At 71.0% G+C, this 16,586-nt stretch carries 12 protein-coding genes; 7 read left to right on the forward strand and 5 right to left on the reverse strand.

The features are described 5' to 3' along the window. Positions 1-671: 671 nt before the first annotated feature. On the reverse strand, positions 672-2,246 hold the full coding sequence (gene cimA, locus FLV34_RS09880; RefSeq protein ID WP_142646103.1) for a citramalate synthase: 1,575 nt from the start codon (positions 2,244-2,246) through the stop codon (positions 672-674). Between the two features lie 273 nt (positions 2,247-2,519). Between cimA and FLV34_RS09885 the strand changes: the two genes are divergently transcribed. Both FLV34_RS09885 and FLV34_RS09890 read left to right on the forward strand, forming a co-directional pair. Beyond that, entirely contained in the window at positions 2,520-3,173 is a 654-nt protein-coding gene (locus tag FLV34_RS09885; RefSeq protein ID WP_147942949.1) for an O-methyltransferase, read from the forward strand. Between the two features lie 194 nt (positions 3,174-3,367). Next, entirely contained in the window at positions 3,368-4,018 is a 651-nt protein-coding gene (locus FLV34_RS09890; RefSeq protein ID WP_142646107.1) for a hypothetical protein, read from the forward strand. A gap of 180 nt (positions 4,019-4,198) precedes the next feature. Here FLV34_RS09890 and FLV34_RS09895 read toward each other — a convergent pair whose 3' ends face one another. From FLV34_RS09895 to serA, 4 genes are all read right to left on the reverse strand, one after another. After that, positions 4,199-5,290, reverse strand: coding sequence for a branched-chain amino acid aminotransferase (locus FLV34_RS09895; protein WP_142646109.1), 1,092 nt, complete (start codon positions 5,288-5,290; stop codon positions 4,199-4,201). A 143-nt stretch (positions 5,291-5,433) separates the two neighbouring features. After that, positions 5,434-6,480, reverse strand: a complete 1,047-nt coding sequence (locus FLV34_RS09900; RefSeq protein WP_142646111.1) for a 3-isopropylmalate dehydrogenase — start codon at positions 6,478-6,480, stop codon at positions 5,434-5,436. A gap of 76 nt (positions 6,481-6,556) precedes the next feature. After that, a complete protein-coding gene (locus FLV34_RS09905) occupies positions 6,557-7,759 on the reverse strand; it encodes an ROK family transcriptional regulator (protein WP_147942950.1) in 1,203 nt (400 codons plus the stop codon). Between the two features lie 526 nt (positions 7,760-8,285). Next, positions 8,286-9,875 (reverse strand): phosphoglycerate dehydrogenase, encoded by a 1,590-nt coding sequence (gene serA / locus FLV34_RS09910; RefSeq protein ID WP_142646115.1) that lies wholly within the window; start codon positions 9,873-9,875, stop codon positions 8,286-8,288. A 383-nt stretch (positions 9,876-10,258) separates the two neighbouring features. Here serA and FLV34_RS09915 point away from each other — a divergent pair, with 383 nt between their 5' ends. The 5 genes from FLV34_RS09915 (at position 10,259) to dacB (ending at position 16,473) form a co-directional block, all read left to right on the forward strand. After that, complete coding sequence (locus FLV34_RS09915; protein ID WP_142646117.1) at positions 10,259-11,158, forward strand: hypothetical protein; 900 nt, start codon at positions 10,259-10,261, stop codon at positions 11,156-11,158. A gap of 127 nt (positions 11,159-11,285) precedes the next feature. Continuing rightward, positions 11,286-12,740 (forward strand): MFS transporter, encoded by a 1,455-nt coding sequence (locus FLV34_RS09920; RefSeq protein ID WP_240971085.1) that lies wholly within the window; start codon positions 11,286-11,288, stop codon positions 12,738-12,740. 421 nt (positions 12,741-13,161) lie between these two features. After that, positions 13,162-14,097 (forward strand): CAP domain-containing protein, encoded by a 936-nt coding sequence (locus FLV34_RS42280; RefSeq protein ID WP_187280591.1) that lies wholly within the window; start codon positions 13,162-13,164, stop codon positions 14,095-14,097. Between the two features lie 135 nt (positions 14,098-14,232). Then, on the forward strand, positions 14,233-14,766 hold the full coding sequence (locus FLV34_RS09930; RefSeq protein WP_142646123.1) for a DUF1707 and FHA domain-containing protein: 534 nt from the start codon (positions 14,233-14,235) through the stop codon (positions 14,764-14,766). Between the two features lie 81 nt (positions 14,767-14,847). After that, entirely contained in the window at positions 14,848-16,473 is a 1,626-nt protein-coding gene (dacB, locus tag FLV34_RS09935) for a D-alanyl-D-alanine carboxypeptidase/D-alanyl-D-alanine-endopeptidase (protein WP_222709466.1), read from the forward strand. Positions 16,474-16,586 lie beyond the last annotated feature (113 nt).

Raw genomic sequence — 16,586 nt, forward strand, 5'->3', positions numbered from 1 at the left:
GCTGGACCAACATCGCCGCCGCCACCGACCACTACCGCAGCCACCCCACCGATGCACTTCAGCTACTCGGTCTCACAACCTGAGAACGCTTCAGCCCTGGACCCTCCCATTCCGGGTGCACCAGCGAGGGGGATGACTGCGAGCCGAAAATTTTCGGACTCCACGCAGTCACGTGGCTGGTCATGGTGACAGACGGTCGCTCGGCTCTCACGGCACCGGCCGCCTCCGAAAAAACGATCAGAAGCATGGCGGCAGGCACCGCGACAGCACGGGGTTCGGTGCGCAGCTACTTCTTGCCTTCACCCTCCGTTGAGCCAGAGCGGGGCGCTGAGGCTGGAACCGTGGCCGGATCGCCGATCGTGGCGATGACCGCCTCAGGAGCTTCGCCTATCTAAGCACCAACTAGACTAAATGTCACTAAAACCACAACATTCACGAGCGCATCGTGAGCACCACTCGCACCATCCCTTGAGGAGGGCCTGGCACCACTCAGGCCCTGGTCAGGCCCTGGTCAGGCCCTGGTCAGGCACCGTTTTGCTCAGGCCCTGCCGAGTTGCAGACGAGGCGCCGGCGAGGCGCTGTTCCGGGTTTTGACGAGGCGCCGGCAAGGCCCCGCTCCGGCTTCGGCGACGCGCCGGCAAGGCCTCGCTCCGGCTTCGGCGAGGCGCTGCTCAGGCGCTGTGCCCGGCCCGCAGCAGGCCGTACGTGACCGCCTGCTCGAGCGCCTGCCAGGACGCCTCGATGATGTTCTCGCCCACCCCGACCGTGGCCCACTCGCCGGTCGCGTCACTCGACGTGATCAGCACGCGGGTCACCGCGTCCGTGCCGTGCGTGCCCTCCAGGATGCGGACCTTGAAGTCGATCAGCTCGACCGCGGCCAGCTCGGGGTAGAGCTTCTCCAGCGCCAGCCGCACCGCCTTGTCGAGCGCGTTGACCGGGCCGTTCCCCTCGCCCGTCGCGATGATCCGCTCGCCCTTCGCGTGGAGCTTGACGGTCGCCTCGCTGACCACGTCGCCGCCGGGGCGGCGCTCGACGATCACCCGCCACGACTCGACCGTGAAGTAGCGCCGGAGCTCGCCGTCGACCGTGTCGCGCAGCAGCAGCTCGAACGACGCGTCGGCCGCCTCGAACGTGTGCCCCCTGGCCTCCAGGTCCTTGACCCGCTCGACCAGCTGCCTGGACTGCTCGCCGGTGAGCTCGTAGCCCAGCTCGCGGCCCTTCAGCTCGACCGAGGCGCGGCCGGCCATGTCGGAGACCAGCATGCGCATGTCGTTGCCGACCTCGGCGGGGTCGATGTGCTGGTAGAGGTTCGGGTCCACCTTGATCGCCGACGCGTGCAGGCCCGCCTTGTGCGCGAAGGCCGACGTCCCGACGTACGGCTGGTGGGAGTTCGGCGTGACGTTGGTGACCTCGGTGATCGCGTGGGCGATGCGGGTCATGTCGCGCAGCGACTGCGGCGGCACGAGGTCGAATCCCCGCTTGAGCTGGAGGTTCGCCACCACCGTGAAGAGGTTGGCGTTGCCGGAGCGCTCGCCGTAGCCGTTGGCGCAGCCCTGCACGTGTGTGGCGCCGGCCTTGACCGCGGCCAGCGTGTTGGCGACCGCGCAGCCGGTGTCGTCGTGGCAGTGGATGCCGATGCGGGCCCCGGTGCCGGCCGCCTCGTGCACCACGTCGGCCAGCTCGTCGGGCAGCATGCCGCCGTTGGTGTCGCACAGCGCGACCACCGACGCCCCCGCCTCCGCGGCCGTGCGCAGCACCTCCAGCGCGTACGCCGGGTTGGAGCGGTAGCCGTCGAAGAAGTGCTCGGCGTCGAGGAAGACGCGCTGGCCCTCCGCGGTCAGGTGGGAGACCGTGTCGCGGATCATCGCGAGGTTCTCCTCCAGCGTCGTGCGGAGGGCCAGTTCCACGTGACGGTCGTGACTCTTGGCCACGAGCGTCACGATCGGCGCGCCGGATTCGCGCAGCGCGGCCACCAGTGGGTCGTCGGCGGCCTTCACGCCCGCCCGGCGGGTCGCGCCGAACGCGGCGAGCTGCGCGTGCTTCAGGTCGAGCTCGGTCTGAGCCCGCCGGAAGAACTCGGTGTCCTTGGGGTTCGCGCCCGGCCAGCCACCCTCGATGAAGCCGACGCCGAGGCCGTCCAGGTGACGTGCGATAGCGAGCTTGTCGGCGACCGTGAGGTTCAGCCCCTCCTGCTGGGCACCGTCACGGAGCGTCGTGTCGTACACGTGGAAACGATCGTCGGCCATCTCTGTGTCTCCTTCGCGGGTTGCGTCTCGCCGCGCGCTCATCGGCCTGTGGTTCCGCTTGGGGCCCAAACAAAAAGACCCCTCACGGACGTGAGAGGTCTGCGCGCCGGCGGTGTCCTTTTAGCCGGCGCGCCTGCCGATAATGAGCAGACCGTAGAACATGGTGCTGAGCAGTTTGCCACAGCCGGTCACCCTCTGGCACATCGATCTCATAGTACGAGATATCCGAGAGTGTTCGCGCAGGTCAGCGGGCTGACGATCTAGTGTGAAGCCATGAAGGCCGCCAATTTCATCACCCCTGCCGTCGCCGAGTACGCCGCGGCGCACACGAGCCCGCCGGACGATCTGCTCACCGACCTGGCCGAGGAGACCCACCGGCTGGTGGGCGACCGGATCACCATGCAGATCGCGCCGGAGCAGGGCACCCTGCTGACCATGCTGGTCCGGCTGAGCGGCGCCCGCAGCGCCGTGGAGGTGGGGACCTTCACCGGCTACTCGTCGATCTGCATCGCCAGGGGGCTGCCCGCCGACGGGCGCCTGATCGCCTGCGACGTGAGCGAGGAGTGGACGGCGGTGGCGCGCCGCTACTGGCGGAAGGCGGGTCTCGACGACCGCATCGAGCTGCGCCTCGGCCCGGCCGCGGACACGCTGCGGGCCATGCCGGCGGGGGAGAGCATCGACTTCGCCTTCATCGACGCCGACAAGGCGGGATACCCGGTCTACTACGAGGAGATCCTGCCCCGGCTGAGGCCCGGCGGCCTGATCGCCGTGGACAACACGCTCCAGCACGGCGACATCACCGATCCCGCCGCCGGCGGCACCGTGCCCGTGATGCGGGAGTTCAACGACCTCGTCGCCCGCGACTCCCGGGTGACGAGCGTGCTCCTGACCGTCGCCGACGGCCTCACGCTCATCAGGAAGAACTGAATCCTGGATCTCGATGGACGTAGGGCAATGACCGGGTAATAACGCGCCATAGAGGCGCGGGACGCATGATCGCCGTCCCCTCGATGAGTACGCTCGCGAAGCGATTCGCATTGGCGGATCGCTTTGCCCGGAGCTCGTCTTTATCACCCGGCGTCTGGTGCGACCAGGCGTCTGATCCGAACAGGGGGCGGCGGATGACTTGTCGGCGCGGCAGCAGGGCGTTTCTCACCGGCAGGATCGCCGGTCTCCTTCTCGCCGGAACATCGGCTTCGACCGCGTTCATCGCCGGTGTCGTCCCGCTCGGGGCCGCCGCCGACAACGGGCACGGCCGTGGCGATCGCGCCGTGCGCAACGTCACGTCCACCCAGGGGAAGGACCCGCAGGACCGGCCCGGGGACAGGCTGTCGGTGTCCGGCGACACGCGCAACCACGGCTATCAGCACACGTCCACCAACACCGCGGGCGGCTCCTCGAACGTGCAGAACGCGCTGTGCCGGCGCGCCCGGGTCTGCAACATCACCCAGCACGTGACGGTCGTCGGCCCGACCGCGAGCCCGGCGCCCTCTGCTCCGGCGCCCAGTGCCAGGCCCACTCCGGTGCCCACGGTCACCGTCACGGTGACCGTGACGCCCACGCCGTCTCCCGTCGCGCCGCCGCCCCCCGCTCCGCGCGTCGTGTCGGCTCCGGCGCCGGCTCCCGCTCCGGCGCCCAGGCCGTGCCCGGTCGCGCGGCCCCTGATCAGTGTCGACGCGAGGGCCGGAGTGAGCGGCACCGGCCTGCTCCACGGACTGGTGTCGCTGTCCGTCCTCGCGGTGGCCAGGCCCTGCCCGGGCGCCATCGGCTGAACGACCGCTTGCACCCTGCCTCCGAGCCCCGTTCCTCAAGCCTCGTTCCTCAAGCCCCGTTCCTCAAGCCCGGCCCCTTGAGCACGGCCCCTTGCGCGTCGGCCGTTCAGCCCTGCCCGGCGCACGTTCCGACCGCGCACCGGCCACCACCCGGAGAGAGGCGGGCCGGTGCGGCGACCGTCAGCAGATCTTGTGGATCCAGTGGTGGGTGTCGGGGCGGCTGCCGTACTGGATGCCCACGAGCTCCTCGCGGATCTTCATCGTGACCGGACCGGGCGTGCCGTCGCCGACGGTCCAGCTCCGGTCGACGCCCTTGACGGAGCCGACGGGGGTGACGACGGCGGCGGTGCCGCAGGCGAAGACCTCGGTGAGCTCGCCGGACTCGCAGCCCGCCTGCCACTCCTCGATGGAGATCTTGCCCTCCTCCGCCTTGTATCCCAGCTCGCCGGCCAGGCTGAGGATCGAGTCGCGGGTGATGCCGGGCAGCAGCGTCCCGGTGAGCGCCGGGGTGACGAGGCGGTCGCCGAAGACGAAGAACAGGTTCATCCCGCCCATCTCCTCGACCCACCGGTGCTCGAAGGCGTCGAGCCAGACGACCTGGTCGCAGCCCTCCTCGACGGCCTGCCGCTGGGCCACGAACGCCGCCGCGTAGTTGCCGCCGCACTTGGCGAACCCGGTGCCCCCGGGCGCCGCGCGGGTGTACTCCGTGGACAGCCAGACCGAGACCGGCTTGAGGCCACCGGTGAAGTACGACGCGGCGGGCGAGGCGATCACCATGTACTTGTAGTTCCGCGAGGGGTGGTTCACCCCGAGGGCCTGCTGCGTGGCGATCATGAAGGGACGCAGGTAGAGGCTGTGCCCCTCGGCGGTCGGCACCCAGTCGCGGTCGGTCTGCACGAGGAGTTCGAGCGACTCGACGAACGTCTCCTCGGGAAGCTCCGGCATCGCCATGCGCTGCGCCGACTGGTTGAACCGCGCCGCGTTCGCGTACGGCCGGAAGGCGACGATGGAGCCGTTCGGCTGCCGGTAGGCCTTGAGCCCCTCGAACAGCTCCTGGGCGTAGTGGAACACCGACGTCGCCGGGTCCAGCACGAGCGGACCGTACGGCTGGAGCTTCGCGTCGTGCCAGCCCTCCCCCTCGGTCCAGTCGATGGAGATCATGTGGTCGGTGAAGACCTGACCGAAGCCGGGGCTCGCCAGCAGCTGCTCGCGCTCGGCCGCAGAGCGGGCCTGCGGATTGAGCTGCACGTCGAACCTGAGGTGGGTGGTCATGCGGGGTCCTTCTCTCTACGTCGTCGTAGTAATTGTGCGACGAGTCGGCTAAGGGAAAACTAGGGCATTTCACAGATATGAAAAAGCGCATGGCGGCCCATACCGGGCCGCCATGCGCGTGATGTCGGGATGAGCGGCCGGAATCAGCCGGCTACTCGGGCGGCGATGTCGTCGCCGATCTCGCGGGTGGAGCGTGCCGTCCACGCGCTCTGGCGCTCGATCAGGTCGTCGGCCACGGCCTGCTCGACACGGGCCGCCGCCTGGGCGTGGCCGAGGTGGTCGAGGAGCATGGCGACCGACAGGATCGTGGCGGTCGGGTCGGCCTTGCCCTGGCCCGCGATGTCGGGCGCGCTGCCGTGGACGGGCTCGAACATGGACGGCGCCGTGCGGGCCGGGTTGACGTTGCCGCTGGCCGCGAGGCCGATGCCGCCGGCGACCGCCGCGCCGATGTCGGTCAGGATGTCGCCGAACAGGTTGTCGGTGACGATCACGTCGAACCGCTGCGGCTGGGTGATGAAGAACATGGAGGCCGCGTCGACGTGGCAGTAGTCGGTCTCGACCTCGGGGAACTCCAGGCCGAGCCGGTCGACGGTGCGCGCCCACAGGTCGCCCGCGTAGGTGAGCACGTTGGTCTTGTGGACCAGCGTCAGCTTGCGGCGCGGCCGGGTCATGGCCTTCTCGAAGGCGTAGCGCACCACGCGCTCGACCCCGTAGGCCGTGTTCAGGGACTCCTGGGTGGCGATCTCGTGCGGCGTGCCGCGGCGCATCGCGCCACCGGCTCCGGCGTACGGCCCCTCGGTGCCCTCACGGACGACGACCATGTCGATGTCCTCGGGACGGGCCTGTCCGAGCGGGGTCGTCACGCCGGGGAACAGCTTGACCGGGCGGAGGTTGACGTAGTGGTCGAGCTCGAAGCGCAGGCGCAGCAGCAGGTCGCGCTCCAGGACACCGGGCGGGACGCTCGGGTCGCCGACGGCGCCGAGCAGGATCGCGTCGTAGCCGCGCAGCTCGTCGAGCACCTCGTCGGGAAGCGTCTGCCCGGTCGCGTGATAGCGCCTGGCGCCGAGGTCATACTCGGTGGTCTCGGACTTGACGCCCGCGGCGTTGAGGACCTTGAGGCCTTCGGCGACGACCTCGGTGCCGATACCGTCACCGGGGATGACTGCCAGGCGGATGTTGCTCGACTCCATGCGTGTACCTTACCGGTTGTCTCGTGGATCGAAACACGATCTCACTATTCGGTCCATACCCGGGCGCACCTGCCGGTCAGGCGGGTCCAGACGCGACGGCACGTTCGAAAACGAGGTCGCGCGCCGTGGACAGCCCGACCGCCAGCGCCCCGAGGATCACGGCGTCCGGCCCTAGCGTGGACACCTCGATCCGCGGTGGCGCGAGGGCCACCAGCGTCTCCAGCCGCTCGGCCACCGCGTCGGCGAGCAGGTCGCCGGCCTGTGCGCCGATGCCGCCGCCGAGCACGATCAGCTCGGGATCGAGCACGGCGATCACCCCGGCGAGAGCGCGGGCGACGTGACCGGCCTCGGCGGCCAGCACCTCGCGCCCGGCCGGGTCGCCGCGGCGCGCCGCGGCGACGACCTCACCGGCCGTGGCCGCCGTCATGCCGAGACGCGCCGCCGCCGCCACGATGCCGTCGGCGGACGCGACCGACTCGAACTCACCGCGCCCGGCTCCCGGGCCGTCCGCGCTTTCCGGAACGCCCATCGGCAGGTGGGAGATCTCGCCGGCCGCTCCCCGGGCACCCCGGTAGAGACCGCCGTCGATCATCACACCCATGCCGACGCCCGTCCCGATGGACACGAGGACGAAGTGGGAGACGCCCTTGCCCAGGCCGTACGCGCCCTCCCCCACCGCCGCGAGGTCGACGTCGTTCTCCACGGTGTAGGACGAGCCGGTCACACCGGCCAGCGCGTCCACCGCGCCGGGGCGTTCCCAGCCGGGCAGGCCGGGCGCGAGCCGGAGCGCCCCGCTCTCCTTGTCGTGGATTCCGGGAGTGCCGAACACGGTGACGGTGACGTCACCGGATGCCAGGCCGGCCTCGGCGACGACCTCGGCGGCCAGCCGCTCCAGCTGCCCCACCAGGCCGTCGTACGACCGCGCCGCCGAGGGCTCCTGCCTGCGGACGACGACGTCGCCCACGAGATCGGCGAGCGCGAGCCGCACGGTGGTGCGGCCGATGTCGGCCGCGAGCACCCAGCCCGCCTCCGGCCTGATCTCGTAGAGCAGCGCGGCACGGCCGGTGCCGCCGGTACGCAACCCGACAGGACGGACGAGCCTGGCACGCTCCAGGTCGGCAAGCGCCATCGAGATCGTCGGCTTCGACAGGCCGGTCACCTGGGCGAGCTCGGGGCGCGAGGCCTTGCCGAGGCGGAAGATCTCGGTGAACACCGCCCGCTGGTTGATCAACCGGAGCAGGCTCGTCGTGTTCGCGGCCCCACCGCCGATGCTCACCACGCACTCAAGATTGACACATCCGGAGGGTGGCCGTTCCCGCCCATTTCCGGCCAGACCGGCTTTCCGGCCAGGTCAGCGCTGCGGTACGCCCCCGTTGTCGCGACGGTCGAGCGCGATCTGCAGCGCCGCCGCCGCCTCGTCCTCGGCGTCCTCGGAACGACCCCAGGGATACATCTCGTACATGGCGATTCTCTCTTCGACGGAGAAATGCGGAGAGCGGGACCCGGCTGTCGCGGGTCCAATGCGTCGTGCGTCGGCCGCCGATGGAACGCGGGTCACGCGTCACGGGCGGGCCGAAGGCCGGCTGCGCGGCGCTCCGCGACGGGCCGGCCTGCCCTGATCAGGCCCCGTCGCGGCAGGTGGAAGCGCGGGGCGCCTCGTCATCGCAAGAGTACCCCACAATCTCGTAGGACGACCTAGTATCTCACCTGGTGAGACGCCGTCCATGAATCGGGAAACGGACGGGAGAAAACGAACGGCCCGGCGCACGAGGCGCCGGGCCGTTCGATGAGGCGGTATCGGAGGGTCAGTCCTCCAGGTCGACCGTGCGGCCGCTGTCGGCGCCGATCTCCCCCGCGATCTGCTCGACGACGTCGGACGGGATCGCCGTGTCGACCGTCAGCGCGATGAGCGCCTTGCCGCCCTTCACGTCCCGGGAGACCTGCATGGAGGCGATGTTCACGTTCTGCTCGCCGAGCAGGCGGCCGACGATGCCGACGATGCCGGGACGGTCGGCGTAGGTGAAGAACGCCAGGTGCTCGGTCGGCTCGATCTCCATCGCGTAGCCGTTGACCTCGACGATCTTGGTGATCTGCCGCGGGCCCGACAGGGTGCCGGAGACCGAGACCGTGCGGCCGTCGGCGAGCACGCCGCGCACCGTGACGACGTTGCGCCAGTCGGGGCTCTCCGCGCTGGTGACCAGCTCGACCACGACGCCGCGGTCCTTGGCCAGCAGCGGCGCGTTGACGTAGGTCACCGCGTCCTCGACGACGTCGGTGAAGACGCCCTTGAGGGCGGCCAGTTCCAGGACCCGGACGTCCTGCGCGGCGATCTCGCCGCGGACCTCGACGTCGAGGCGGGTGGCCACCTCGCCCGCGAGCGCGGTGAAGATGCGGCCGAGCTTCTCGGTGAGCGGCAGGCCCGGCTTGACGTCCTCGGCGACCGCGCCGCCCTGGACGTTCACCGCGTCGGGCACGAACTCGCCGGCGAGCGCCAGCTTGACGCTGCGGGCGACCTGCGTGCCGGCCTTCTCCTGGGCCTCGTGAGTGGAGGCGCCGAGGTGCGGCGTCACCACAACCTGGTCGAACTCGAACAGCGGGCTGTCGGTGCAGGGCTCCTTGGCGAACACGTCGATGCCCGCGCCCGCGACGCGGCCCTCCTTGAGAGCGGCGTAGAGGGCGTTCTCGTCGATGATCCCGCCACGCGCGACGTTGATCAGCCGGACCGTCGGCTTGACCATGTGCAGCTCGCGGTCGCCGATGAGGCCGATGGTCTCCTTCGACTTGGGCAGGTGGACCGTGATGAAGTCGGACTGCTGGAGCACCTCCTCCAGCGACGCCAGCCGCACGCCCATCGCCGCCGCGCGGGCCGGCTGCAGGTAGGGGTCGTACGCGATGAGCTCGACGCCGAACGGCTGCAGGCGCTGCGCGACAAGCTGGCCGATCTTGCCGAGGCCGAGGATGCCGATGACCTTCTCGTCGAGCTCGACGCCGGTGTACTTCGAGCGCTTCCACTCGCCGCTCTTGAGCGCGGAGTGCGCCTGAGCGACGTTGCGGGCGCTGGCGAGGATCAGCGCGACCGTGTGCTCGGCGGCGCTGGTGATGTTGGAGGTCGGGGCGTTCACGACCATGACGCCGGCCTTGGTCGCCGCCTCGACGTCGACGTTGTCCAGGCCCACGCCGGCCCGGGCGACGACGCGCAGCTTGGGCGCCGCCGCGATGGCCTCCGCGTCGACCTGGGTGGCGCTGCGTACGATCAGGGCGTCCACGTCGGCGAGGGCGGGCAGGAGCTGCGACCGGTCGGCGCCGTCGGTGTGCCGGACCTCGAAGTCCGCGCCGAGCACGGCGAGACCCGCTTCTGAGAGCTCTTCTGCGACAAGTACGACGGGCTTGTTCACTGGGTTGAGTCCTTCGTGAAGTGCGACAGCGCGGACGACGTGAGTCTATCCGGGCCTTGTGAAGGCTCTCACGAGCGCCCGGCATACGAGACGACGCAAGGTCTCGGCGGTGTCGCGGCGGCACGACGACCTGGTCTCGGAATCGCGGTCCGCGCGGCTCCGGGCGGCTCCCGGCGGCTCCGGGCGACTCCACGCAGCCCGGCTGCCGGGAGGTTCCGGTGGGGCTCAGGGGATTCGTGAGACTCGCTCACGTACGGGCCCAGCCGATGGATGTACCCCGGCTTAGCCTGATCCATCCAGACTGCCACCCATCTCGGTATTGATCGCACCTAATCTTGGGGATTAGCCTGATTCGCCATGGTCCAGTCCCTATCGTTCAGGCTATGAGCATCGGGAACCCCTCCCTGGGCGACGTTCTCGCGCGGCATGGCAGCCCCCGGCAACTCCTGGCGGCCCTCGCGGAGTGGGGCATCCTGGTGGCGGTCCGCCCCGACCGCTCCGTGGTGCTCGGCACTACGCAGAACGGCGAACGCGTTCTGCTCGGCTACACGGGACCGGCGACCTATGCCCGGCACCGTGGGAGCCACTCCCTGTCGGCGTGCGACGCCGACACCATCCTCGACATCCAGCGCGTCACGGGCGTGCGCGAGATCGTGATCGACGCGGCCGGCCCCGCCGCCGCCGCCGTGCCGATCGACGACCTGCGCCGATATCTGGAGCAGAACCGCACCGGTCCCGCTCCGGCGCTGTCGGCCCTGGGCTCGGCCGCCCCCACGGCGTACGCCACGGGCGCGATGGCGACCGTGACCCGCGCGCAGGCGGCGCGGCAGGCTCCACCGCCGCCCACGCCCGTCCCTCCCATGCCCGCCCCTGTCCCGGAGGCGGCCTCCGCGCTCCCGCAGTGGGTCCCCGCTCCCCGGCAGCACCTGTCGGGGGCGATGCAGGTCGTGGACCCCGGCTATCGCAGGACGCGCCATCCGATCCTGCCGGCGCTGCGAGTGGCGGTCGCCGAGCTGCTGCCGGAGTATCCCTACGTCCACCACGTCTGGATCTCCGAGGCGCGTACGGCCGCCGGGCTGTGGGGGATCATGCTGCACGTCAAGGTGCACATCTCGGGCGCCGACGACATCGTGAAGGAGCTGCACCGGCGGGTGCGCAGCCGGCTGCCGCAACTGGCGGCCAGCGAGGCGCCGGTGCTCATGGCCCGGGTCGCCGACGCCCACACCGAACGCCGCCTGATCGAGATCGGCGCGCACGTCGTCTTCCCCGACGTACGCGACTGAGCCCGCGGGCCCGTCACCGATCTCCGCCGGGGCCGCCCCGGCGGAGATCGGCGGGACACCGGGCAGCCGCCGAACCGTTGCCGATCAGTCCTTCCTAACGGACGCTTGCTCGGCTTGAATGGCGACCATGGTTTCCACGGCGACGCCGTCCCCGTCGAAGGTCTCCCTCGGGGTTCGCCTCGGGTACGCCGTCGGCTCGTTCTGCACGGCCAACTTCTCCACGATCCCCGGGCTGCTGCTGCTCTTCTACATGACCAACGTGCTCGCGGTCCCCGCCGCGCTCGCGGGCGTCGTGCTCTTCGTGCCCAAGGCCTGGGACCTGATCGCCAACACGCTGGTCGGCCGATGGTCGGACCGCACGGTCTCGCGGTGGGGACCACGCCGCCCCTGGCTGCTCGCCGGGGCCGCGGTGCTGCCGGTGTCGTTCGCCCTCATGTTCGCCGGCCCGCCGATCACCGGCGTCCCCGCCGCCGTGTACGTCGGCGTCACCTTCCTGGCCGCCGCGACCGGATACGCCCTGTACGAGGTGCCGTACAAGGCGATGCCCGCGGAGATGACGACCGACTATCACGAGCGGACCTCGCTGCTGCAGTGGCGCATGGCGCTCATCGCGGTCTCGATCGCCATGAGCGGCATCCTCGCGCCGACGCTCGCCGGCGAGACGGCCGACGGCTACCGCGTCATGGGCGTCACCTTCGGCGTGATCCTTCTGGTCGCGATGCTGGGCTCGTTCTTCGGCACCGCCCGCGCGCCCTTCACCGCACCGCGCAAGTCCGAGGGGACGCTCCGGGAGCAGCTCGCCGCCGCCCGCACCAGCAAGCAGTTCCTGTGGCTCCTCGGGCTCAGCTCCGCGCAGACGCTCGGGGCCGGCGTGATGCTCGCCGGGGCGCCCTATTTCGCCGCGTACGCGCTCGACGACACCGCCGCCACCACCACGCTCTTCGCGGCGCTCGTGGGGCCGATGCTGATCACGATGCCGCTGTGGGTGTGGCTGGCCCGCAAGCTGGACAAGCGCGGTGCCATGATCCTCTGTGGTGCGCTGTTCACGATCGGCGCGCTGCTGCTCCTCGCGACGCCCGCGTTCGGCGAGCTGTACGCGCACCTGTGCGTGATGATCGTGGGCTTCGGCTACGCGGGCACCCAGCTGCTGCAGTTCTCCATGCTCGCCGACGTCATCGCGTACGACGGCATGCTCAGCGGCGAGCGCAGGGGCGGGATCTTCACCGGCCTGTGGACCGCGGTGGAGAACGCGGTCCAGGCGCTCGGGGCGACCGCGTACGGATGGGTGCTGAGCCTGGGCAGCTTCGCCTCCTCCGACCCCGAGCATCCGGTGACCCAGCCGGACAGCGCCCACGTCGCCGTGGTGATCGGCGTGACCGTGGTGCCCGCCCTGATCACGTTCGCGGGCGTGCTGATGACCCTCAGGTACGACCTCACCGCCGACCGCCTCGCCGCCGTCACCGGCGGGAGCACGCCCTCCGCGGCTCCCGTCTCCGGGAGCGACGGGCAGCACGGCGGACAGGACCGCACGCAGGACGGCGGGCGGCCCGAACCCGGAGAAGTGCTCCGCACCGAAGAATGAGGTGATCGGGCGGCCTCGCGCCGCCGGCGGCGCCCCGCCGGGCCGAGGCCGGCGTCCGGACAGGGGCCCGGCCTGCCACGCTCACGTCGTCCGCGGGCCGGTCGACGGCGGCGCCGGATGCCGGGAGGGCGACGACCTGGTGACGGCCGGCCGTCCGCCGTGGTGGGAGCGCTGCCGCGAGCGGCTGGAACGGGTGGCGCGGGAGGCCGCGGACGACCTTAAACGCGCCTCAAGCCGGTCTCTGCGCTGATCACGCCGCTGACCTGCGGATTATCGGGCATCCAAGGCATTGCGCGGCATAAAGGAAGTTTAAGAGAAGGTAGATACTTTCCTCCTTGGACCGATTTATCACCACATGTCGGTCTCTAGCGCACCATAATGACGACTTCCCCAGCGTCTAACCCCCACTGGAGGAATGATCGTGAACAGAGCGCTCGGAGCGGTCCTGTGCCTCGGGAGCGTCACGGCCGCCGGCATGACGGCGGTGCCGGCTCAGGCCGAGGCCTGGCACGCGGGCTGCCGGGTCGCCGCCGCGAAGCCGTACGTCAGCGTGGACGGCAAGATCCGCGCGGCGGGCTCGCGGGCCGGTTGCGTCGACAACGCCCGTTTCCGGGTCCGGATCGTGAAGAGCAGGCCGGGCCCCGACCGCGTGGTCAAGAGCGGCTCCAAGGTGGTCAGGAACGCGCGCGTCACCGTGGCGCTGACCTGCGTGAACGGCGCGTACTACAGCGTCGTCACCGACTATCGCGGCCACGTCTCGCGCTCGAAGCCGGTGCGCCTCGACTGCGACATCCCCACCACGGTTCCCACCGCCACCTCCTCCCCACGCCCCAGCGGCACCCCCTCCACCATCCCCACCACCACTCCCAGCACCACCCCAAGCACCACCCCAAGCACCACCCCAAGCCCGCCCCCCGCCCCGAGCCCCCCCCCCCCCGCCGCGCCCAGCGCCTCTCCGACGAGCGGCTCGGCCGTGGGCACCGCCATCGAGAACGAGGTGGTGCGCCTCACCAACGTCGAGCGGGCCAAGGCGGGCTGCGGCCCGCTGAAGCACGACGCGCGCCTGCGCGCCGCCGCGTACGCCCACTCGGCCGACATGTCCGCGAAGAACTACTTTGACCACACCTCGAAGGACGGCCGTTCCTTCGCCGACCGCATCACGGCCGCCGGCTACACCTGGCGGGCCGCGGCGGAGAACATCGCCAAGGGCTACGGCACGGCCCAGGCCGTGGTCCAGGGCTGGATGAACAGCCCCGGGCACCGGCAGAACATCCTCAACTGCACCTACACCGACATCGGGGTCGGGTACGTCGCCGCGGGCGGCCCGTACTGGACCCAGGACTTCGGCCGGCAGTAGAGCCGACGGTAGAGACGCGCCGACGGCGCAGGGAGCGGGGACGCCATGCCCGGCGCCCCCGCTCCCACCCCGGGATCGACGGGGAATACGGCGGTCTTCTGGACACCTCGGACCACTGCGACGGATACTCCTTTCATGAGCTCTCCCCCGGTTCGCGCATCGGACGGGGACCGCGAGCGTGCGCTCAGCGAGCTCCGCGACCGGGCCGCCGAAGGACGCCTGTCCATGGAGACCTTCGTCGGCCGGGTGGACCTCGCGCTCCGTGCTCGCAGTCGCAACGAGTTGGACGAGCTGGTCTCCGACCTCCCGCACCGCGGGCGCTGGCGCAGAAGGATCACCGACGCCGTCGCCTCCGTGTCGGAGCTGAGCAGCCGGATCGAGTCCGCCTGGCGGCGTCCCCGGCTGCCCCGGCTCGCCCTGCCCGCCGACGGCCGGGCCCGCTATCTGGTCGGCCGCGGCTCCTCCTGTGACCTCGTCCTCGCCGACCTGACCGTCTCGCGGGTGCACGCCGAACTGCGGCGGGAGCAGGACTCCTGGCTGCTCGTCGACCTCGGCTCGATGAACGGCACCCGGCTGAACGGCTGGCGCCTGGTCGGCCCCGCGTCCGTACGGGCAGGCGACGAGGTGGCCTTCGGCGACTGCGTGTTCCTGGTCTCGATGCCCGCCTGATCGTTATACGTACATTTCCGTATTGCCGCCCCGGCACGGCTCGCCGACGATCGCGGAAAGCCACTCACCCGGGAGCGGACCGTGCGATTGTCACGACGTATCACGATCATGCTGGCCGGTGCCGTCCTGGCCACCGGAATCGCCGGGTCCGGCGTCCCCGCCGGAGCGCGGGGTCCGGCCCCCGGCATCGCGGACCTGACCCGCGACCTCGACCAGATCCTCGCCGACTCCCGGCTGGCCCCCGCGCGGGCGGGCGTCGCCGTACGTGCCGCCGCCAGCGGCGAGGACCTCTACTCCCTCGACGCGGACAAGCTGTTCGCCCCCGCATCCAACACCAAGCTGCTCACCTCCGCCGCCGCTCTCGACACGCTCGGCGCGGACTTCCGGTTCACGACCGACGTGCTCGCCGCGTCCAAGGCGGGCCGTACGGTCGTGGGCGACCTCACGCTGCGGGGCACGGGCGACCCGACCATGCTCGCCGCCGACTACGACGCGCTCGCCGCCAAGGTCGCGGCGGCCGGGGTCAAGGTCGTCACGGGACGGCTGGTCGCCGACGACACCTGGTTCGACGACGTACGGCTCGGCACCGACTGGGCCTGGGACGACGAGCCGTACTACTACGCCGGGCAGATCTCGGCGCTGACCGCGGCACCCGACACCGACTACGACGCGGGCTCGGTGATCGTCTCGGTCGCGCCCGGAAGCGGACCCGGCAAGGCCGCCAAGGTGTCCACCACCCCGGCCACCGGCTACGTGACGATCGTGAACAGGGCCGTCACCGGCGACGAGACGGACGTGCTCGTCGAGCGGCAGCACGGCACCAACACCGTCGTGGTCAGCGGCACGGTCGCCGAGCCGTACGACGAGTGGGTCGCGGTGTGGGACCCCACGCTCTACGCGGCCACCCTGTTCCGTGAGGGGCTGGCCCGGCACGGCGTGAAGGTGCTCGGGCCGACCGTGCGCGGGACCGCCACCGCGAAGGCGGTCACGGTCGCCGCACGCCGGTCGATGCCTCTCGGCGACCTGCTCGTGCCGTTCCTGAAGCTGAGCAACAACATGCACGCGGAGATCCTCACCAAGGCGATGGGACGCAAGGTCTCCGGCGCGGGAACATGGGCGGCCGGGCTCGCCGTGACGACCGCGTTCGCGCAGGCCAACGGTGTGAAGACGCTGCGGCTGCGGGACGGCTCGGGCCTGTCCCGGGTGGACGCCCTGACGCCCGGCGGGATCACCGCCCTGCTCGCGGCGGTGCGCGGCAAGCCCTGGTTCCCCACCTGGTACGCCGCCCTGCCGATCGCGGGAGAGGCGGAGCGCATGGTCGGCGGGACACTGCGCAGCAGGATGGGCGGCACGGCGGCGGCCGGGAACGTGCACGCCAAGACCGGCTCGCTGACCGGCGTGACCGCGCTGTCGGGCTACGTGACCAGCGCGGACGGCGAGCCGCTGGTCTTCTCGGTCATCAGCAACGGCTACCTGTCCGGCCCGCCGCGCGACCTGGAGGACCGGATCGCCGTCAGGCTGGCGCAGTTCACCAGGAACGCCCCGGTCGATGAGACGGTCGATGAGACGGTCGATGAGGCGGCGGGCGTCTCGGCGGACGCGCGCGGTGTGGCTCCGGAGCCGACGCCGCAGGAGACCGGCCAGGCGTCGCGGCGGCCCTCGGCCGGTGACCTCGAATGCTCCTGGCTCAAGCCCGCCCGGTGCTGACCCCGTCCGGCCCCGGCCGCTGCACCGGCGGCGACAGTGCTCTGAGGTCCGCCTACCGGCTGCGACGGTGCCGGGCCGTTCGGGTCCCAGCGCTGACCGGCGGGGTCGGCGGG

Source organism: Microbispora sp. CSR-4 (genome assembly GCF_008033685.1).
Taxonomy (GTDB): Bacteria; Actinomycetota; Actinomycetes; order Streptosporangiales; family Streptosporangiaceae; genus Microbispora.

What these genes read in the sequence shown, in the direction of transcription:
- FLV34_RS09900 (WP_142646111.1), bottom strand. Translation starts at nt 6,480, where the DNA reads ATGGAGTCGAGCAACATCCGCCTGGCAGTCATCCCCGGTGACGGTATC.
- FLV34_RS09930 (WP_142646123.1), top strand. Translation starts at nt 14,233, where the DNA reads ATGAGCTCTCCCCCGGTTCGCGCATCGGACGGGGACCGCGAGCGTGCG.
- FLV34_RS09920 (WP_240971085.1), top strand. Translation starts at nt 11,286, where the DNA reads ATGGTTTCCACGGCGACGCCGTCCCCGTCGAAGGTCTCCCTCGGGGTT.
- FLV34_RS09895 (WP_142646109.1), bottom strand. Translation starts at nt 5,290, where the DNA reads ATGACCACCCACCTCAGGTTCGACGTGCAGCTCAATCCGCAGGCCCGC.
- FLV34_RS09915 (WP_142646117.1), top strand. Translation starts at nt 10,259, where the DNA reads ATGAGCATCGGGAACCCCTCCCTGGGCGACGTTCTCGCGCGGCATGGC.
- FLV34_RS09890 (WP_142646107.1), top strand. Translation starts at nt 3,368, where the DNA reads ATGACTTGTCGGCGCGGCAGCAGGGCGTTTCTCACCGGCAGGATCGCC.
- FLV34_RS09885 (WP_147942949.1), top strand. Translation starts at nt 2,520, where the DNA reads ATGAAGGCCGCCAATTTCATCACCCCTGCCGTCGCCGAGTACGCCGCG.
- cimA (WP_142646103.1), bottom strand. Translation starts at nt 2,246, where the DNA reads ATGGCCGACGATCGTTTCCACGTGTACGACACGACGCTCCGTGACGGT.